Below are 20,075 nucleotides of genomic sequence, written 5' to 3' on the forward strand. Positions count from 1 at the left end.
GGGAGATGAAGACGCTGTTTTTTCAAGAGCAAAAGCTTCATCGAATCGAAATAGTAGAAGATATTGTATCTTATTCGGCGTCATCTCTGCAGGCGCAGCGAAACCGGTATCTCTTTCAAACAGAAGTCTCAAAAGACGGGGTAATTGCTAAAGGAACCACAGGCTATATTATTAAACGGGGGGGAAGAATGTATTTTTCTCCTGATGCTAATCAAAAAGGAATTGAACGTTTTACGCCGCCTGATCAGCCATACGTATTAATTCCTTATAAAAAGGTAAAGAATAAGTATCGAATCATGTTGTCATTTGTGATAAAAGCTGAAAAATAAGGGAAGACTTCCGAGTGCGGAAGTCTTTTTTTATTCACTAAAACAGCGGCTATAAATATTTTTGAACAAATGTAAATATATCTGTTTACAATTGTTCAAAGCTATTATATAGTAAGGGTGTAAGTTGTTGAAAACGTTTTAGTGGATGCACAATATGCAGATACTTTTAGGGGGAAAACGTCATGAGAATGGTTGACTTAATTGAAAAAAAACGTAATGGACATGAATTAAATAAAGCTGAAATCGATTTTATTATCGAAGGTTATACAAAAGGGGATTTACCTGATTATCAGCTATCGGCATTTGCGATGGCGATTTACTTTCAAGGAATGACGCAGGAAGAACGCGTAAATTTAACGCAAGCAATGGTTGAATCAGGCGATCAAATCGACTTATCAAAAATTGAAGGTATTAAAGTAGACAAACACAGCACAGGCGGCGTAGGTGATACAACAACACTTGTATTAGGACCTTTAGTAGCTGCGGTTGATGTACCAGTTGCCAAAATGTCTGGCCGCGGCTTAGGACACACTGGCGGTACGATTGATAAACTTGAAGCAGTGCCTGGCTTCCACGTTGAAATTACAAATGAAGAATTCATTCGTTTAGTAAATACAAATAAAATTGCCGTTATTGGTCAAAGCGGAGACTTAACGCCGGCGGATAAAAAACTTTATGCACTTCGTGATGTAACAGCAACGGTTGATTCGATTCCGTTAATTGCAAGCTCAATTATGAGTAAGAAAATTGCAGCTGGAGCAGATGCCATTTGCCTCGATGTAAAAACGGGGAACGGCGCATTTATGAAAAAGCTTGAAGACGCTGAAGAATTAGCAAAAGCAATGGTTGAAATCGGAAAAGGCGTAGGCCGAAACACAAAAGCAATCATCTCAGATATGAGCCAGCCTCTAGGATTTGCGGTTGGTAATGCGCTTGAAGTGAAAGAAGCGATTGACACGTTAAAAGGCGAAGGTCCTGAAGATTTAACAGAGCTTTGCTTAACATTAGGAAGTCACATGGTTGTACTTGCTGAAAAAGCAAGCAGCTTAGATGAAGCGCGTGCAATGCTTCAAGAAGTAATTAAAAACGGAAAAGCATTAGAATCGTTCAAAACGTTCTTAAGCGCACAAGGCGGAGACGCTTCTGTTGCAGACGATCCGTCTAAATTACCTGATGCAGCGCACAAAATTGAAGTGCCAGCAAAAGAAGATGGCTACATTTCAGAAATCGTTGCAGAAAAAATCGGCGTAGCAGCAATGAAGCTAGGTGCAGGACGTGCAACAAAAGAATCTGAAATCGACTTAGCAGTTGGTATCATGCTTAATAAAAAAGTTGGCGATTCAGTGAAAAAAGGCGACTCTCTTGTTACAATTCACAGCAACAGTGAAGATGTACAGGAAGTAATGGATATCGTTTATGATTCTTACAGCACGGTCGCTGAAAAAGTGGAAGCTCCAACGTTAATTTATAAAGAAATTCATTAAGAGACAGAGAGGAAGAACAAAATGAGTCAAAACATTACGGGTATTATTGATCATACATTATTAAAAGCAGATGCAACAGAAGAGCAAATTACGGTTTTAGCACAAGAAGCAAAAGAATATTCATTCGCTTCAGTTTGTGTAAATCCAACGTGGGTAAAAAAAGCAGCTGAGTTATTAAAAGATGCTCCAGAAGTGAAAGTATGTACGGTAATCGGCTTCCCTCTTGGAGCTACTACTTCAGCAGTAAAAGCATTCGAAACAACAAATGCAATCGAAAACGGTGCAGATGAAGTAGATATGGTAATCAACATCGGCGCGTTAAAAGATAAAAACTATGACTTAGTGCAAAGCGACATTCAAGCAGTAGTAGATGCTGCAAAAGGCAAAGCGCTAGTAAAAGTAATTATTGAAACAGCTCTTTTAACAGACGAAGAAAAAGCAAAAGTTTCTGAGCTAGCTGTAAAAGCTGGAGCTGATTTTGTTAAAACTTCAACGGGCTTCTCTACAGGAGGCGCAACGGTAGAAGACGTAGCGCTTATGAGAAAAACGGTTGGACCAGATGTAGGTGTAAAAGCTTCTGGCGGCGTTCGAGGCTTAGAAGATGCAAAAGCAATGATTGAAGCTGGTGCAACACGTATTGGTGCAAGCTCTGGCGTATCAATTGCAAAAGGTCAATTAAGCAACTCTGATTATTAATAAATGACAGCAGGTTAGTACTAGCTAACCTGCTGTAAACTAAGCAAAGGATGATGACGGTGGAGCCAAAACAATTAATAGATGAAGCAATCGCAGCAAGCAAACAAGCACATGTACCATATTCTCAATTCCATGTTGGTGCAGCTCTTTTAACAACCGATGGGAAGATTTATCGTGGATGCAATATTGAAAACGCTTCCTATGGATTGACGAACTGCGCTGAGCGAACGGCTATTTTTAAAGCTGTTTCAGAAGGGGACAAGCAGTTTTCAGCTATTGCAGTTGTAGGAGATACGGACGGCCCAATTTCTCCTTGCGGCGCATGCAGACAAGTATTAGCTGAGTTCTGTAATGATCACACACAAATTATCTTAGCAAACCTAAAAGGAGATTTTGTGATTACCAACATCAACGAAATCTTACCGGGCTATTTTTCATCAAAAGACTTACAAAAATAAGTAAGCAGTGGAGGATACTATGAAATATTTAATTGGCATCTTAGGGTTACTCGTTGTCTTTGGATTAGCGTATCTTGCAAGTAATAACCGTAAAGAAATCAAATATAAACCAATCGTTATTATGGTTGTGATTCAAGTTCTTTTATCAGCTTTACTTCTGAATACAAAGTTTGGATTGATTATTATCAATGCGATTGCCAGCGTTTTTGGAAAGCTGCTTTCATACGCAAATGAAGGAGTAGAGTTCGTATTTGGCGGAATCGCGAATAAAGGATCAATGCCGTTTTTCTTAAACGTGCTGCTTCCTATCGTGTTTATCTCTGTCTTGATTGGGATTTTACAGCACTTTAAAATTCTTCCTTTCATTATGAAATGGATTGGTTTAGTTCTCAGCAAGATTAACGGAATGGGAAAATTAGAGTCTTATAACGCAGTAGCTTCTGCGATTGTAGGTCAGTCAGAAGTATTTATTACCGTTAAAAAGCAACTAGACAAACTGCCGCCAAACCGTTTATATACGCTTTGTGCATCAGCTATGTCGACTGTTTCAATGTCAATTGTCGGTGCTTATATGACAATGATTGAACCAAAATATGTAGTAACAGCAATTGTGATTAACTTATTTGGTGGATTTATTATTTCTTCTATTATTAACCCTTACACAGTAACGGATCAAGAAGATATTTTAGAAGTACAAACTGGTCATAAACAAACGTTCTTCGAAATGCTTGGCGAATACATTATGGATGGATTTAAAGTAGCGATTATCGTAGGTGCGATGTTGATTGGTTTCGTTGCGCTGATGGCTGCGATTGATAACGTGTTTGAAATGTTATTTGGTCTATCGTTCCAGCATTTGCTTGGCTATGTGTTTGCACCGTTTGCATTCATCATGGGTGTTCCTGCTTCAGAAGTTGTGGCAGCGGGTGGAATTATGGCAACAAAACTTGTAACAAATGAATTTGTGGCAATGATGAGTCTGTCGGATATGGCTTCAACATTCAGTGCTAAAACGCTTGGAATTGTATCTGTATTCTTAGTATCATTTGCTAACTTCTCATCAATTGGAATCGTGTCAGGAGCTGTTAAAGGCTTAAGCGAAAAGCAAGGAAATACAGTAGCGCGCTTTGGTCTTCGTTTACTGTACGGAGCTACGCTTGTAAGCGTACTGTCAGCAATTGTTGTCAGCTTTATTTTATAAGTGTAATAGAAACAGAAAGAAAAGCAGTTTCCTTTTTAAAAGGAATTGCTTTTTCTTTTTTACATGTAAACCACAACTCCGTACATCCTAAAGAAAAACATAGACGCAGAGGAGGACAAGAAAAGCTGGGGGCTTTTCTTACTGAAAAATGGATCAAATTGGACTTTTACTGTCAGGTGCAGCGTTATTTTTAAACGGACTGATGCTGCTTGGAAAAGCAGATGAAAAAAACGTAGGCGTATTTAACTTATTTGTTGGAGCTTTTCAAGTTATTGTTCCGTTTTATTTAATTATTACGTCAGATCAAAGCAACTGGATTTTGTATGAAAGAACGGCGATTTTTTTATTTGGCCTTACGTATTTGTATGTAGGGGTGACGGTATTAAAAGGAATGCAGGGAACAGGACTTGGCTATTACTCTCTTTGGGTATCGATTATCGCTTTAGTGTACGTGACCGTTTCTCTTGTTCATTATCATGACGTAGTGAACGCCATTACATGGATTCTTTGGTCGTTTTTATGGTTTTTATTTTATGTGCTTAATACGAGCAAAAAAGATGTATCTGCATATGTGGGGAAAGTGGCGATTGTCCAGTCGTGGGTGACGTTAACGATTCCAGCGCTGTTTTCACTAACAGGCGTATGGGGAAATAAGGATATGTACAATATGTGGGGAATCGTGCTGGTGGCGTCCATCATTTATTTCGTATATCTAGGGTATCGACTATTCTTTTCTCAGCCGCAAAAAATGATTTTGAAATAAAGTATTTACAAAAAATAGATAATAATGGTAAGATGTTAGAAATTAAATGCCGTGAAGAGAAAAGTAGCCAGCGCTTATTCTTAGCAGAGAGCTCCGGAAGCTGAAAAGGAGCAAGAAAAACGCTGTTGAAACAAGCCTCTGAGCAGCGCATTGGATCTAACGTGATAGTGCGACGGCTGCTTCCGTTACAAAGCTAGAGTATAAGCGAAAGCCGTACTCGATAAGGTTTATATGGCGACATATGAACAAACTAGGGTGGCACCGCGATTCATAATCTCGCCCCTAAGACACATGTCTTGGGGGTGGGATTTTTTTATTGACCGAAATCAATAGTGAAGCGGAGGCCTTTCTTTTATGAAAAGTAAGCTGTTGTCTTGGAAATACCCGTGTTTATTGCTGTTTGGAATTGGCACTAGCAATATCGGCGACTGGATTTATTTAATTGCTTTAAATGTAATGATGCTTGATATGACGAATTCGCCGCTTGCGGTTTCAGGGCTATACATGATAAAGCCGCTTGCTGCGCTATGTACAAATATATGGTCTGGAAGCTTAATTGACCGCATGAACAAACGGAAGCTTATGATGGTTTTAGATTGGACGCGCGCTGGAATTATTGCTTGCCTTCCGTTTTTCTCATCCATACTGATCATTTATGTGCTGGTATTTATCATCAGTATGGCAAGTTCAATGTTTCGGCCGGCATCGATGGTTTATATCACAAAGCTTATTCCACGTGAAAAACGACAAAGATTTAATTCGCTGCGCAGTTTGATTGACTCAGGCGGTTTTCTTATTGGACCAGCCGCAGCAGGTGCGCTATTTATGATTGGAACGCCTGCGTTTGCTATCTATGCCAATGCTGCAGCGCTGCTATTGTCAGGGGGAGTTACTTTGTTTATGCCAAACCTGGATACAAAAACAGAAGTTAAAGAAAATAAGCTGTCTGTAAACACCATTAGAGAAGACTGGAAAGCGGTGTTTCGTTTCAGTAGAGCCAACAGATACATTATAACCATTTATGTATTATTCAGTTTCTTGATGGTCATGGCCACGGCAATTGATTCTCTTGAAGTTTCATTTGCAACAAAAGTCATTCATTTGTCCGAAAGCGAGTACGGGTTTTTAGTGAGCATAGCAGGTGCAGGCATTATGATTGGCGCAGTTGTGAATACACTGTTTGCTAAGAAGCTGTCAACGAATTTTCTCATAGGCGCCGGCAGTGTAGGAGTGTCGCTTGGCTATTTGCTGTATGCTTGTTCGTCTTCTTTTCAAACCATGGGAACAGGATTTTTTAGTTTATCCTTTGCGTTAGCTTTTGCAAGTGCTGGTTTTCAAACCTTTTATCAAAACAGCATTCCCGTTGACATGATGGGTCGAGTAGGAAGTATCTATGGACTGCTTGAGTCACTCCTGATCATTATCATGACTTTTTTATGCGGCATGGCTGCGCACATCTTTTCGATTCAAGGAGCTGTAATTGGTGGAAGCCTGATCATGCTTTTAAGTACAATTGTATTGTTTTTGTGCACGTTAAAGCCGGCGGTTTATAAAATAAGTGTAGTCAAAAAGCAAGGAATCTAACGCATGGGTACTAGTGAACAAATAAGCTAAGAAGCCGATAAAAAGTAATGAATACAGAATAAAGGGTGAGAAAGTACAGTGAAAATGAAAGATGCGTTAAAGAAAAAAGGAATGTTTGTTAAGAAACTACCGAATCAAGGGGACCTCTTCCGGAAGCGGTGGGAAAATGAATTTGCAAGTGCTTTAAGCGCATCGCAAAAAAAGAAAATTTATATGGACCAATTTCTATGGCATGCGTTCAGCTATGAAAAGCTTCCTTGCTTACAAGGAGAACAAGCGATTCAAGCATTCGAACAGCAAATAATGAACGACTGTTATTTGCTGTTTGAGCATGATGAACGAGTGCTGCAGCTATCTAAATGTAAGCATCTAACAAGCGCTGATTTAAGTGAAAATACAAACATGTATTTAGAAGATTTATATGTGGTTGATGCAGATTTCACGTGGACTTACGTGATTACCCATGAAAGCTCATGTGGACCTTACTTTTACCGCACGTAAGTAAAGATAGAGCCTGCCGTGTTTATCAACATGGTAGGATTTTTCTATAAAAGAACATTTTATTAATTAAAAGTAATTATAGGAATAAAATGGTTTTTAATATAAAATTATTGGGTATTTATTACTAACTATTATCCATCTCTCTCCTATATCTATATTACCATTTGGGATTTTTTCAAAAAATAGGATATGAAATTAATTTTTTGTATGCTAAGGTAATTACTGCTAGTAAGCTTGTCTTACAAAATTTGTTTTAAAAAAGGAGGTTTTTGTATGAAATGGTATCTACATGTACTAAAAAATTATGCAACGTTTCAAGGAAGAGCGACGCGTAAAGAGTATTGGATGTTTGTCTTATTTAATTTTATTATATGGTGTGTGCTTTCAGCTATTGAACTTATAACAGATATGCCTCCGTTTTTGCGTATAGTTTATCTTGTTGCAGTGTTCATTCCATCTCTTGCTGTGACGGCACGCCGACTGCATGACATAGGAAGAAGCGGGTGGTGGCAGCTCATTAGTATTATTCCGATTGCCGGAGCTATTTGTCTATTAATTCTTCTTTGTCTAAGAAGTGAGTCGCAGCTAAATCGTTTTGATGTACCTAATAAAGTTGCGTAGGACTTAAACGATTAGATAATTTAATTTAATAAATAAAGAGAGGGTTTATCATGTACTGGTATATAAAAGCGTTAAAAAATTACGCGGCGTTTCAAGGAAGAGCAACGCGTACGGAGTATTGGATGTTTACATTATTTTCTTATATCTTTATGCTCGTTCTATACGCCTTGGTTTTTATTGATTCAATTGCTCTACTTGTATCTATTTTAATATTGCTCTATGGAGCAGCAATGATTCTGCCTTCCCTTGCCGTTACTGTTCGCCGGCTGCATGATACAGGAAGAAGCGGCTGGTGGTATTTAATTAACTTTGTTCCAGTTATCGGAGCTATTTGGCTGCTCATCTTACTTTGTCAAAGAAGCGAAGTAACGGCCAATATTTACGATACAGACACGCAGGCATCTTAACCCGAGTAGTTTATTAGTTTAAAAGTTGATAAATTAATAGACAAATTATTTTTAGCTAAAAAGAAAACTCCTGTTAAAAAGGAGTTTTCTTTTTTTTATTTTCCCACACGCTGCTGGGAATTTCTTTTCGAAGAACAGGTGCAATATCATCTGCAAAGCGCTCTAGCTGTTCGCGCTGTTCTGCTTCGCTTAGACCGTCTATGCTGATGCTCAGCACTTCGTTTCCATAAGCGCGGTGATAGTCTATTATTTTTTCAATGATTTGCTCAGGGCTTCCTACTAAAGCAGGACCGTGTTGAACGATATCTTCTAGTGACGTGAACGGCGATTGATTATGTTTGGCTGCTTCTGTATTGCTAAATGCGTTATAGTACGGGCGATAGCGGCGAATTGCTTCTTCCGTTGTATCGGAAATATAGAGGCTGCTTGCCCCCGAACCGACGATGGCCTTGCGTGAATCATGCCCATAATAAGCGAAGCGTTCGCGGTAATGGTCAATCAGCGCTTTATATTTAGCCTGAGGGTGGAAGGAATTAGATGAAAATAGCGCCTCTCCGTATTTAGCTGCAAGTTCTGTAGACAGCGGGCTTGACGCACTTCCATGCCAAACGGGAATAGAAGTTTGAAACGGACGAGGCTGAGTTGTAACGTTAGTTAAAGGCGGACGATAACGGCCGCTCCACGTGACATTTTCTTCTGTCCAAAGCTGTTTTAAAAGAGCGTATCTTTCAGCAAGAGATTCCCATTGTTCTTCTTCTGTAATACCAAAAAGCGGATAATGACGCGGGTCATTGCCTTTTCCGATAATCAGTTCAAGGCGTCCACCCGATAGGTGATCAAGCGTTGCATAATCTTCAGCTACTCGTACAGGGTCTAAAATGCTTAGAACGGTAACGGTCGTAAGGAGACGGATGTGTAACGTTTTAGCCGCAATTGCACTTAAAACAACGGGAGGAGAAGAAGACAAAAAAGGAGCTCCGTGTCTTTCGCCGACTCCGTAAGCATCAAAACCTAACTTTTCTGCCAGCACTGCTTGATTTAACACATGCTGAAACTTTTCTTGAGCAGTGAATGTTTCTCCAGTAACCGGGTTCGGGATGTTTTGAATAAGACTAAATAAAGCAAATTTCATACGTTTTACCTCCAAAAGATAAAATGGTGGACGACAATAAAAAAAGCAAACGTACACGCATTATCGTGTCCATTTGCCTCCAGTTGACTGGTAGATATGTAGTTTCAATGTTTTATTAGTTGTATCTTAAGCGGTAGATACCAAGCTGTCAAGATAATCTTTTTCTAAAAACCTACTTGATTTATCGGTTAACTAGTATTATGATGTGAATAATCTTACACGAAGTAAGCCCACTGGTTAACCAGAGGCTCTTGAGGAAGCAGCTGCTTCCTCAAGAGCCTCTTTTTATTACATAATATAGGGATTTAGGGGAGGAACGTATGAAAAAATATTGGCTGTTTTTACTTTCAATTGTAGTAGCTGTGAGCGTGGCAGGATGCGGAACAAACGCATCTTCAAGTGCAGGAGAAAAGAAAGAAAAAGATGTTCAAACGATTGTGGTTGGAACAGGCACTCAGTTTCCTAATATTTGCTTTATCGATGATAAAGGCAAACTGACCGGCTATGATGTAGAAGTAGTAAGAGCAATCGACAAAGAGCTAAAGGATTATAAATTTGAATTTAAAACGATGGAATTTTCAAATCTGCTTCTCAGCTTAGAAAGTAATAAAATTGATATGATTGCTCATAACATGGCTCAGAACGCTGAGCGAAAGAAAAAGTTTTTATTTAATGATGAAACATATAATTATTCTCCGCTTTATGTAACAGTTCCTAAAAATCGAAATGATATTCATTCATTAAAAGATTTAGAAGGTAAAAAAATGATTGTAGGAGCTACAAGCAATGCGGCAGTTTATCTAGACAAGTACAATCAAAAACACGGCAATAAAATCGATGTAGTTTATGCCGGTCAAGGTGCGGATGATGCTACTACTCAATTAAAAACAGGCCGGGCAGATGCTACGCTTGCAACACCATTTTCCATCGACTTTAGCAATCAAGCGCTGAAATTTCAGCAAAAAACGGTTGGAGATATCGTGATTAATTCAAAAGTATATTTTATGTTTAACAAAAAAGACGAAAAGTTAAAGTCGGAAGTCGATCAGGCGATTAAAAAGCTGAAAAAAGACGGTACATTAAAAAAACTCAGCACAAAATGGCTAGGAGAAGACTATACCGTGCAAAATTGACTATAGCAAAAAAGCAGCTGCCCATACAGCTGCTTTTTTTGTATGATATAAATCCAATAGATAGAAGAAACGATCTGCAAAGAAAACAAAAATTAGTGTATAGTAGAGCTATAAGTACTATAAAAGCAGGACCGCAGTAGGAGGCAATTCATTGATTACGGATTTACAGCGCGGAGATTTCTTTCAAAAAGGACATCGTTATCGCAGAAAACAAATTCATAAGCTTTATAAAGGACAGGAACAAAGCGAAATATCAACGCCGAAAGCGCATCCATATATTTTTATTTTCACAAAAGAAAGCGGAAGTGAATACGGAACAGGACACGGGTGGAACAGAGAGAAAACTGCTTTTTTCCATACGGGAGAAGGCCAAAGAGGATCGATGCAGCTCATTAAAGGCAATAAAGCGCTTCGTGAACATTTTTTATCAGGAAAAGCCGTTTACTTGTTTCACTACGTGGAGCCGGGAGTAGTCGAGTTTATTGATGAAGTGACGTATGTTAATCATCAATTAGAAATTATGTGGGACTCAGACGGAGAGCTTCGTGAAGCCATTATTTTTGAACTTGAACGAAATCCTGTGATGGAGGAAAAAGCAGCAAAGCTGGATGTTTTAGCTTACTCAACTGAACAACTTTGTCATATAGCGCTAGGGGAAGACAAAAAGACAAATATTTATGAGCAAACCGCAGCTCTTAAACAATATGTTTACAAACGCGCAGCTGGTATTTGTGAAGCCTGCGGAGAAAGCGCGCCGTTTATCGCAAAAGATGGAAGCTCCTTTTTGCAAATGTATTATCTTTCAAAGCTGTCAGAGGGCGGGCTCGCTAAGCCAAAGGACGCTGCGGCACTATGTCCCAACTGTCATAGCCGTCTACGCTACGGGAAAGATAGTGAAGTATATAAAGAAGAGCTGATTATTAAAATTAATGAAAAAGAAGCAGGAAAGAAAAATGAGTAATATCGTCTCTTTTCATTTTATAAAAAACCGTCTCTAAGCAGGTCAGCTGCCGAGGCGGTTTTTTTGTATATAGAATGACTTCAAAAAATAAAGACAGTAAAGCGTATAAAAATAATAGAAGAACAGATAATGAAAAACTGAAGCTTTCGTTTAAAAATAGTAAAAGCTGGGGTGATGTGCTGTGGCAGACAAGTATGACTGTGTCATTATAGGTGGAGGAATTGCAGGACTTCAAGCTGCTATTCAGCTTGGAAGATATAAGCGTAGTGTATTGGTTATTGATTCAAACGATGGACGTTCCAATCTTTGCAAAAATTATCAAAATATATTGGGGTGGCCAGAGGGAATAAGCGGTCAAACTTTAAGAGAAACGGGAAGGCAGCAAGCAAAAAGCTACGGCATTCAATTTGCAGAAGAGCGTGTCCTTCAGTGTGAAAAAGAAATAGAAGGGTTTAACGTCATTACAAACTCTGCGAACTACGAAGCAGCTACTTTACTGTTTGCGACGGGAGTAGTAGATCGGATTCCGCCTGAACTTCAGCAAGAGCTATATCCGTGCATGGGAACAACCGTATATGTATGTCCCGACTGCGATGGGTATGAAGTAAATAATAGAAGGGTATTAGTACTAGGGTCAGGAAAAGCAGGAGCCAGTTTATCTCTTACGTTAACATATTGGACAAATGACATTACATACATTAATCACGACAAAAAAGAAATTGGACCTTTAGCAGATACCTTGATGCAAAAAGGAATTACCTATAAAGAAGGGGCCATAAAAAAAGTCATAACTGAAGCAGAAAGGTTAAAAGGAGTCATCCTCGAAGACAATGAATTTATCTATGGAGAAAGAGGTTTTTTAGCGTTCGGAGGAAATAAAGTTCGAACAGAATTAGCGCATGGGCTCGGAGTAGAACTCCTAGAAAATCAGCACACTATCGTAAATCCGCGTACAAAAGAAACAAATGTTTCAAACGTGTGGGCAGCAGGAGACATTGTGGCTCATTCTGAACAAGTTACGGTAGCGATGGGAGAAGGTTTACAAGCCGCTATTTGGATACACAAACGCTTGTTAGAGCTTTATGAAAAATAATTGGTTTTTTATCCGTTTCTGAACACGCTACATTCTAAGTGGGAAAAGTCGATTTTTAGTATTTTGTTTGTAATAAAACTCTGTACAGTATTCTGTGTTCAATAACCTTTCTTAGTCTATTTTATACTACAATCGGATAAGACAAAAATAAGAAAAGTGATAATAGGTGTTTATTGGATATGCACGTGTATCAACAGGATTATAAAAATAAAAGGTATTTTCTACAAATAGAAAATACCCCCCGTTGGTTGCTACATTAAAAAGGTTAGGTTTGTTATAGCGTGACTTTATTTACCTGATAGCATGGATGATTTAGGACAATAAAAAGGATTAGATTTTCTCGATGGCCATTTAAAAAATGAACTATGTATAAATTTGAGAATAGAAACTTTGCAAAAACGAATAGAAGAAAGTATTAGAGCTTTTGATTTACGAAAAGTTGGATTTATTGTAAATGAATTGGCTAAAGACTCCAAATCTGACGTTAGTAAATATTCTGCACGTTCATTTGCCAAAGCCATAGCAACAGGACATATGAGAAGACAGGCAATGGTTAGCAGTGACTACGCAATAAAGGTAACAAATCTTCTAACACATAACTCCTTAGATTCCTCAACAAAGGAAAGGGTAAGGCAATTAAAGATAATAGATGAATTGTTAGAATCGCCAAGCTGATAATCAACAATCAGAAACAAGAACACTATGTTTTATTCCATATAGTGTTTTTCTTTATTCAAAAAATCAACAATAAAGTTTAACAGAGCCTTATAAAACTATTCTTTTTATAATTTAGTTTGTTATTTTACTTCTTTACATAGAAGATGTGATCTTTTTATTTTTAATAAATTTTATCTTATTTAAAGTATATTAACATTAGATACTTTATTATTTACTTAATGTAACGTACTTTCTGGGAAGATAGGAAGGTAATAAAAGTAATGACCATCTTTTGAAATAAATGGGTATGATATATAATAAATCTTTAATCAAAACATTTTGAAGGGAAATGTAATATGATAATTTCTAAGCCACGTAAAAAACATAAAGTGAAGCATCTGGAACCTGCAAGTATCTTGTTCGTGGGGTTTTTAGGATTAATATTGCTCGGCACCGGCTTATTAATGATTCCTGCTGCTACAAGCGATAGACATCATCTAAGCTTTATCGATGCTCTTTTTGAAGCCACTTCTGCTGTATGTGTAACAGGCCTAGCCGTAGTAGATACGGGGACAACATTTACTTTATTTGGACAGCTCATTTTGCTTGTGCTCATTCAAGTTGGTGGCTGGGGATTCATGACTATTGGTATACTCATGTTTATTGTACTAGGTAAAAAAATAGGATTACAACAAAGATTAATACTTAAGGAATCTCTAAATGCTTTTTCGCTACAAGGCGTTATTGCATTAGTCCAACGTGTTGTGCTAATTACATTGGCTGTGGAAGGTATAGGAGCGCTTATCCTAGCTATTCGTTGGTCCCAAGAAATGAGCTGGGGAAAGGCTATTTATTATGGCATATTCCATTCTATCTCTGCTTTTAATAATGCAGGATTTGGTTTGGAACCAGATAATTTAAGCAAATGGGTAGGAGATCCAACCGTAAATATTATGATTACGTTACTTTTCATAATAGGAGGGACTGGTTTTTTTGTCATTGCAGACATTTTTCAGAAACGAAACATAAGAAAGTTTTCTCTTCACACTAAAATTGTATTAGTTTCAACTATCCTACTAAATGTCGTGAGTACACTCATTATTTTTACTCTAGAATATCATAACTCTCATACTTTAGGTCAATTAAGCATGGGGGATAAATGGTGGGCAGCTTACTTTCAGGGTGTAGTTCCTCGTACTGCTGGTTTTAATACCTTGGATATCGGGGCGCTCACATTGCCTTCAAAAGTGTATATGATGGGTCTTATGTTTATTGGAGCGGCCCCAGGTTCAACAGGCGGTGGAATTAAAATAACTACGTTTGTCTTAATATTGTTTGCTTTATGGTCAGTATTGACAAATAAAGAAGAGATTAATGTTTTTCGACGCCGAATTCCTAAATCGCTTGTGTATAGAGCTTTTTCTATTGCTACTTCTGGCATTATTTTTGTTTCTATTATTTTCTTTCTACTCACAATCACAGAAAAAGGTATAGACATGTCTACCCTTTTGTTTGAAACGTTCTCTGCTTCTGGAACAGTGGGATTAAGTGCTAACTTTACAGGAGATTTAAGTCCTATAGGCCGAATTCTGATTACAATTATGATGTTTATTGGCAGAGTGGGACCTCTTACCATTGGCTTTGTACTTGCGATTCGTTCAAACAAACAATCTAAAATTAGGTATGCAGAAGAAAAGATTCTTATTGGTTAAAAATTTATTTTAAATATATAATTTGGTCAACATATTCATGATTTAGGCACAAGTAGCCTAAACCACGAATATCTCTTTTTATTATGAACAATCTACTCAAGGTGATGAGAATTATCTTCGATCTAAATCTCATTAACCTGTAGAAAAACTCCCTATTCATTCGGGACTGACCCCCTAGAGTGAGACAAATAAAAAACACCTTTAAGTTAAAAAACGGGTATAGAAGTTGGGAAAACATTAGATTTCAAGTACGTGATGTAGAAAATCGAGATATCGATTTTTATTGTAACAGTATTGAAGTTCTAAATGTTAAGGAATCACCAATTATTGATAACTAACACTTTACATACTTATATAGAAAACCTTTATAGATAATAAGTAAAAAGGAGAAAAAACTTTTAAATGAAACGCGTCCAGTGTCCATGTTGTAAATACTTAACTTTAGAAAATAAAGGTGAATTTGAAATTTGTATTCTATGTGATTGGGAAGACGATGGTCAGGATGACCCTTATGCTGATGAAATTTTTGGAGGGCCAAACGGAGAATATTCTTTAACGCAAGGAAGAAAAAACTTTCAAAGTCATGGTTTTATGTATGACACTATGGAAAAGAATCCGTCAGTTAAAGAGAAGCATATAAGGAAATTATTAATGAGTGCTTTTGAAAAATTGAATCCTGATCAATCAAGTAACAATGAAGAGATTTGGAGAGAGATAAAACACTATGAAAATTTCTTATTAAATGAAAGGGGTATTTAAAAACGATTGTAAAAGCAAAGAAAAACGAAACTATAATGTAATCTAAATAGGAGCTAGAAGTGAAGAAAAGATATATAGGATTACTAAGTGTATTAAGTGCTTTGTTGGTTATAGGGTTTATTTGGTGGTTCCTCTTTGCACCTAGTTATCTTCAATTTGTACCAAAGGGAGAATATCTTTCACAAAGTACTTCACCTAAAGGTGATTACATTGTGAAAATTTATCGTTCAAATGGTGGCGCCACCACTCCTTACGCTATAAGGGGAGAATTAATTGACACAAATAAAACTATCCACAAAAGAAAAAATATCTATTGGAACTATCCACAAGAAACAGCCACAGTAAAGTGGATAAATAACGAAACAATTGCAATTAGTGGTCATACATTAAATGTTAAAAAGGATACGTTTAATGCTAATGAAATAGATAATTAAGATCTATTTTCAAACAATTAAGCGCAATGAGAAGGGGGAGAAGATGATGATCGATAATAGGATCTTGAAGATAAAAAATCATGAAATAGACGATTCTTTATCTAAGCTTACAGATACAAAAATTTTGTTGAATTTTCAGCAAGCAATTACAAGCTTATACCCCCATCTAATACCTATACATGCCCATGCTTATTATGCTTGGGACGATATTGTCATGCCCTTGTTTTATGAAATGGTTTATAAGACTTTCACTTATAAATACGGCATCGAGATTGAGCCAGATGAAACACATCCCTATATGTTTAGTTTAAAATACTATCAAGGTATCCATCATATTGAATGTTTTCCGAAAACATCATCTTTTAAAGGCTTATTGGATAATGAGTATTTTGAAGTTAACGAAGAGGAATTAAAAGGAAAAAGACTTATCTTTAAGTCTTTTGGGGATAGTATTCATTGTTTAACAACTGGTTTGGATGTTGAAGATACTGATGCTGTCAATTTTGAGTTAGTTGAAATAGATGTTGTATGCTCTCAATCCAATAGGGTTACAGGGGTTGATGGATGTACTACTTTTTTTATTCATAAAGACGATATAGAATTTGTATTTATTGCTGAGACCTTCAACCAAAAGTTACAAAAATAAAAAGAAGTGTAAAACTTTTTTTGAATATCATAGTAAATTGGAAAAACATTAAATGTACCGTCCGTAAAAGTATACCTTTACGGACTTTTCTTTTATATAAGGAATCTATCACTTTGATCGTTCGTTTTAGTTTTAAAGCAAATTACGAACGTCTTCATATGTTTATGCACTTTTATGAACGTTTTTGATTAAATAAAAAGAAGTTTGATATTTGAATAAATAAGTTAGATTGGAAAAGCTGGCGCAGGGAAAGCAACTTGAATACCTCAAGTAGTATTGGACGGTCCTAAAGAAATTGTTGATAGAAGATGCATCTATGTTATTATGTATACTAATGCTCTAAGAGACCGTATAAAAAATTATCAAATTAAATAAGAAGATACCTAAGCAGTTAGATACTAAAACCTTGCAGTTCCTCTTATTAAGAAAGTTTATCCCTCCATTGCACCACCTTTTTTATGAACAGCAATTTATAAAAGGAGCACAGATGAAATTGTTACTTAATTAAACGTAGCGAAGTCTTATATAGCTGTTATATCAAATGATTCAAGGGAATACATGTTAATTATACGAATGATTCATCACCTACTATAAGTAAGTATTAAAACGTTGAATTATGTAGTTTGACTTAGAGTGCAAGCGGCAAATATCTTACAAGGTGGTATATCTATTGAAAGTTGAAACACGTAGCGTTGAATTTGTTCCAGTAGACGAACGTCATGGAAAAGCAAAAGGTTTGTTCCCCATTTGGTTTGGAGCAAACATGCACATTACAACTCTTGTAACAGGTGCATTACCAATTAGTTTAGGTCTTAATTTATTTTGGAGTTTCGCAGCTATTATACTTGGAACCTTATTGGGTGCTATTTTTATGGCTTCACATTCTGCTCAGGGACCTAAACTTGGAATTCCTCAAATGATTCAAAGTCGAGCACAGTTTGGAGTAATCGGAGCTATTTTCCCGTTATTTCTTGTAATGTTTGTGTATTTAGGTTTTTTCGCAAGTAGCAGTGTGCTTGCAGCACAAACATTAAACAGTTTAATACCCATTAATCAAAGCTGGGCTATAATAATCTTAAATATTCTTTGTTTTATTGTTGCAATTTTTGGCCATGATTTAATTCATAAAATGCAGAAAGTATTATCATGGTCTTCATTTGTTGTGTATCTAGCAGCAACAATTATTATATTTCAGTTACCACTTCCGACAGGAAGTTTTTCATTAAGCGGTTTGGATTTACCTGTATTTTTACTCGCTATCAGCATTGTAGCAACATGGCAATTAGCATATGCACCATACGTGGCAGACTATTCACGCTATCTGCCCGTTAATACATCAACTGCACAAACCTTTTGGTATAGTTACCTGGGTACATTTGTAGGGACTGTATGGATGATGATTTTAGGAGCAACTTTAACAACTACTATTCCTAATTTCCTTGATCATTCTGGTGGGAATTTAGCTCACTTATTCGGAAGTTTTGCTATCTTTATGTATTTGATCATTATTTTTGGTCAACTAGCTATTAATGTTTTTAATTTATATGGTGCTTTCATGTCAACCATTACAACTATAGAGCCCTTTTGGAAGCTGAAAGTAACACAAAAAGTTAGAGTAGGGATGATGTTTTGTGTTACATTGGCAGGTACTATCCTATGTTTATTAGGCCAAAGTAATTTTCTATCATTTTTCTTAAATTTTATCTTTTTCATTAGTTATTTCTTGATTCCTTGGACGTCTATCAATCTTGTGGACTACTACTTATTACGCCGTGGTCAATATAATGTAAAAGATATCTTCGATGTAAATGGTCAATACGGAAAAATAAACGGAATCACTTGCATGGCATTTGCTGTATCAATTATTGCAGAGGTTCCTTTTATTAACACATCATTCTACATTGGTCCTATAGCAAAGGCATTTGGTGGCGCAGATATTGCCTGGCTAATTGGAATAATAGTTCCTGCAATCTTATATTATTTTCCGATGAAACAAAAGTTAAATAAAGAGGTTTGTGGTAACTGAACTCGAAAGAAAGGCCTGTATCTAAACAGATACAGGCCTTTCTTTAACCCATGAAAAGAGAATGAACATTCTTTTTTTATGTAACAAAAACGAGATGCAAACGATTATGCATCCCGTCATGTGAAGAAGGAAAAAATAGCTTTTAATGCAGCATATGATCTTTAAGGAACACCTCATTTACGTAATTACATTGCCTAATGAAACAGTCACTTGAAAAAGTATATTCTCTTTAACAAACACCTCATTTAAGCATTGAACTAAAAAAATATACAATGTGAACGAAATCGTTCTTGGTCTGGGACAAACACCTCATTTGCATAGTTATAAATGAACGTTATTGTCTACCCATTATATATATTCTTACTACGTTCATGACTACCATCCCCTTATGAATCAAACATACATCGATTTACAATAAGGTTTTCTAAAATATGCCTGCTGTAGACACCTCATCCCAAATGTAAGAAGCTTTGTAATGATTAGTTGTAATCAATAACTTGTTTTCCTTCTTCCTTAAATAGAATATCCCAATAGCCTATTTATAATTCAGTAAAGCTAACAGGGGTTTTTTGGATTACATGCACCCTTTATTTATAACAAAGATTAAATAAAGAAGCTTTATTATGAATAGCTATAATAAATAGAGATATGTATGTACTTATTCATTTTATTTGATGTGTTGGAGCATCAAATAGCTATGCCACTTATGCCCTATCATAAATTTTTGATAGGGGAAAGGTGAGTAGATAGAATTTGTTAAAGGTATTGTTTTCCTTATTTGCTATCAACTCTACTATATGTTACACTACAGATAACTTATTTTTGTTCGGTATATTGAGAAAAGAAAAAACCTAATTAGAAGTTTTTATCTTGAAATAGTATGTTTGGGCAAGATTGGTAATACATTTGTGGAGTATTCCACAGCAGGAGGCAACATTATGACACAAGGTACAGTAAAATGGTTTAATGCAGACAAAGGTTTCGGTTTCATTGAAATCGAAGGCGGAGACGATGTATTCGTTCATTTCAGTGCTATTCAAGGTGAAGGTTTCAAATCATTAGAAGAAGGTCAAAAAGTTACTTTTGATATCGAAGAAGGTCAACGTGGAGCACAAGCTGCTAACGTTCACAAAGCATAATTAAAAGTGATAACAAAAAAGGCTCCTTATAAAGGAGCCTTTTTTTATGGTCTTATAATTAGCAAACTATGATTTATCTACTATTAGTTCAATGGAAATAAAAAAAGAATGTTTTTTTAGAAAAACTATTGACGTTTCATTTGATATGTTTTATTATTATTAAGCGTCGTTGAAACGACAACTTATGATTTGAACATTGAACTTTGAAAACTGAACAAAGCGACAAACGTCAACGTTAAATTTTATTTTTTAATTGAGCAAGTCAAACATTTCTTCGGAGAGTTTGATCCTGGCTCAGGATGAACGCTGGCGGCGTGCCTAATACATGCAAGTCGAGCG

20 protein-coding genes, 1 rRNA gene, 1 pseudogene and 1 other annotated feature are annotated in these 20,075 nt (G+C 36.5%); of the genes and pseudogenes, 21 read left to right on the top strand and 1 reads right to left on the bottom strand.

Going from position 1 to position 20,075, the window contains the following annotated elements:
- Positions 1-5: 5 nt before the first annotated feature.
- From AC1D0Y_RS20905 to AC1D0Y_RS20950, 10 genes are all read left to right on the top strand, one after another.
- Positions 6-329 carry a hypothetical protein gene (locus tag AC1D0Y_RS20905; RefSeq protein ID WP_060747322.1) on the top strand — a complete coding sequence of 108 codons (324 nt, stop codon included), beginning with the start codon at positions 6-8 and terminating at the stop codon, positions 327-329.
- Positions 330-511: 182 nt separating this feature from the next.
- Complete coding sequence (locus AC1D0Y_RS20910; RefSeq protein ID WP_013057477.1) at positions 512-1,813, top strand: pyrimidine-nucleoside phosphorylase; 1,302 nt, start codon at positions 512-514, stop codon at positions 1,811-1,813.
- Between the two features lie 21 nt (positions 1,814-1,834).
- Positions 1,835-2,509, top strand: coding sequence for a deoxyribose-phosphate aldolase (deoC, locus tag AC1D0Y_RS20915; protein ID WP_013057476.1), 675 nt, complete (start codon positions 1,835-1,837; stop codon positions 2,507-2,509).
- Positions 2,510-2,568: 59 nt separating this feature from the next.
- Positions 2,569-2,967 carry a cytidine deaminase gene (locus tag AC1D0Y_RS20920; protein WP_081085331.1) on the top strand — a complete coding sequence of 133 codons (399 nt, stop codon included), beginning with the start codon at positions 2,569-2,571 and terminating at the stop codon, positions 2,965-2,967.
- A 19-nt stretch (positions 2,968-2,986) separates the two neighbouring features.
- Positions 2,987-4,168 (top strand): NupC/NupG family nucleoside CNT transporter, encoded by a 1,182-nt coding sequence (locus AC1D0Y_RS20925; RefSeq protein ID WP_028408959.1) that lies wholly within the window; start codon positions 2,987-2,989, stop codon positions 4,166-4,168.
- A gap of 148 nt (positions 4,169-4,316) precedes the next feature.
- Positions 4,317-4,931 carry an AmiS/UreI family transporter gene (locus AC1D0Y_RS20930; RefSeq protein WP_025751370.1) on the top strand — a complete coding sequence of 205 codons (615 nt, stop codon included), beginning with the start codon at positions 4,317-4,319 and terminating at the stop codon, positions 4,929-4,931.
- Positions 4,932-4,973: 42 nt separating this feature from the next.
- Positions 4,974-5,218 (top strand) — a binding site (T-box leader).
- A gap of 67 nt (positions 5,219-5,285) precedes the next feature.
- Entirely contained in the window at positions 5,286-6,515 is a 1,230-nt protein-coding gene (locus tag AC1D0Y_RS20935) for an MFS transporter (protein ID WP_335708296.1), read from the top strand.
- 84 nt (positions 6,516-6,599) lie between these two features.
- Positions 6,600-7,016, top strand: coding sequence for a DUF4275 family protein (locus tag AC1D0Y_RS20940; protein ID WP_235593635.1), 417 nt, complete (start codon positions 6,600-6,602; stop codon positions 7,014-7,016).
- A gap of 273 nt (positions 7,017-7,289) precedes the next feature.
- Positions 7,290-7,637: a DUF805 domain-containing protein gene (locus AC1D0Y_RS20945; RefSeq protein ID WP_028408956.1), complete on the top strand. Its 348-nt coding sequence runs from the start codon at positions 7,290-7,292 to the stop codon at positions 7,635-7,637.
- A 50-nt stretch (positions 7,638-7,687) separates the two neighbouring features.
- The gene (locus AC1D0Y_RS20950; protein ID WP_060747318.1) at positions 7,688-8,044 is read left to right on the top strand and encodes a DUF805 domain-containing protein; all 357 of its coding nucleotides are present in this window, start codon (positions 7,688-7,690) and stop codon (positions 8,042-8,044) included.
- Between the two features lie 73 nt (positions 8,045-8,117).
- Here AC1D0Y_RS20950 and AC1D0Y_RS20955 read toward each other — a convergent pair whose 3' ends face one another.
- Entirely contained in the window at positions 8,118-9,176 is a 1,059-nt protein-coding gene (locus AC1D0Y_RS20955) for an LLM class flavin-dependent oxidoreductase (protein ID WP_060747317.1), read from the bottom strand.
- Positions 9,177-9,496: 320 nt separating this feature from the next.
- Here AC1D0Y_RS20955 and AC1D0Y_RS20960 point away from each other — a divergent pair, with 320 nt between their 5' ends.
- The 11 genes and pseudogenes from AC1D0Y_RS20960 to AC1D0Y_RS21010 all read left to right on the top strand — a co-directional run.
- A complete protein-coding gene (locus AC1D0Y_RS20960) occupies positions 9,497-10,309 on the top strand; it encodes an amino acid ABC transporter substrate-binding protein (RefSeq protein ID WP_025751375.1) in 813 nt (270 codons plus the stop codon).
- A 151-nt stretch (positions 10,310-10,460) separates the two neighbouring features.
- Entirely contained in the window at positions 10,461-11,270 is an 810-nt protein-coding gene (locus AC1D0Y_RS20965) for an HNH endonuclease (RefSeq protein WP_060746237.1), read from the top strand.
- A 181-nt stretch (positions 11,271-11,451) separates the two neighbouring features.
- A complete protein-coding gene (locus AC1D0Y_RS20970; RefSeq protein WP_060746236.1) occupies positions 11,452-12,363 on the top strand; it encodes an NAD(P)/FAD-dependent oxidoreductase in 912 nt (303 codons plus the stop codon).
- A 348-nt stretch (positions 12,364-12,711) separates the two neighbouring features.
- A pseudogene (locus AC1D0Y_RS20975) lies at positions 12,712-13,038 on the top strand (putative immunity protein); the annotation flags it as partial.
- Between the two features lie 338 nt (positions 13,039-13,376).
- Positions 13,377-14,732, top strand: coding sequence for a TrkH family potassium uptake protein (locus tag AC1D0Y_RS20980; RefSeq protein ID WP_028408951.1), 1,356 nt, complete (start codon positions 13,377-13,379; stop codon positions 14,730-14,732).
- 402 nt (positions 14,733-15,134) lie between these two features.
- On the top strand, positions 15,135-15,491 hold the full coding sequence (locus AC1D0Y_RS20985; RefSeq protein ID WP_060746234.1) for a CPCC family cysteine-rich protein: 357 nt from the start codon (positions 15,135-15,137) through the stop codon (positions 15,489-15,491).
- Positions 15,492-15,550: 59 nt separating this feature from the next.
- Positions 15,551-15,925, top strand: a complete 375-nt coding sequence (locus tag AC1D0Y_RS20990; RefSeq protein ID WP_060746233.1) for a DUF5412 family protein — start codon at positions 15,551-15,553, stop codon at positions 15,923-15,925.
- Between the two features lie 43 nt (positions 15,926-15,968).
- Entirely contained in the window at positions 15,969-16,571 is a 603-nt protein-coding gene (locus AC1D0Y_RS20995; RefSeq protein WP_235593587.1) for a hypothetical protein, read from the top strand.
- A 670-nt stretch (positions 16,572-17,241) separates the two neighbouring features.
- The gene (locus AC1D0Y_RS21000; protein WP_060746231.1) at positions 17,242-18,597 is read left to right on the top strand and encodes a purine-cytosine permease family protein; all 1,356 of its coding nucleotides are present in this window, start codon (positions 17,242-17,244) and stop codon (positions 18,595-18,597) included.
- A 938-nt stretch (positions 18,598-19,535) separates the two neighbouring features.
- Positions 19,536-19,736, top strand: a complete 201-nt coding sequence (locus AC1D0Y_RS21005; protein ID WP_025751380.1) for a cold-shock protein — start codon at positions 19,536-19,538, stop codon at positions 19,734-19,736.
- Between the two features lie 271 nt (positions 19,737-20,007).
- A 16S ribosomal RNA gene (locus tag AC1D0Y_RS21010) occupies positions 20,008-20,075 on the top strand; the annotation flags it as partial.

This window comes from Priestia sp. P1_B12_1, assembly GCF_056406695.1.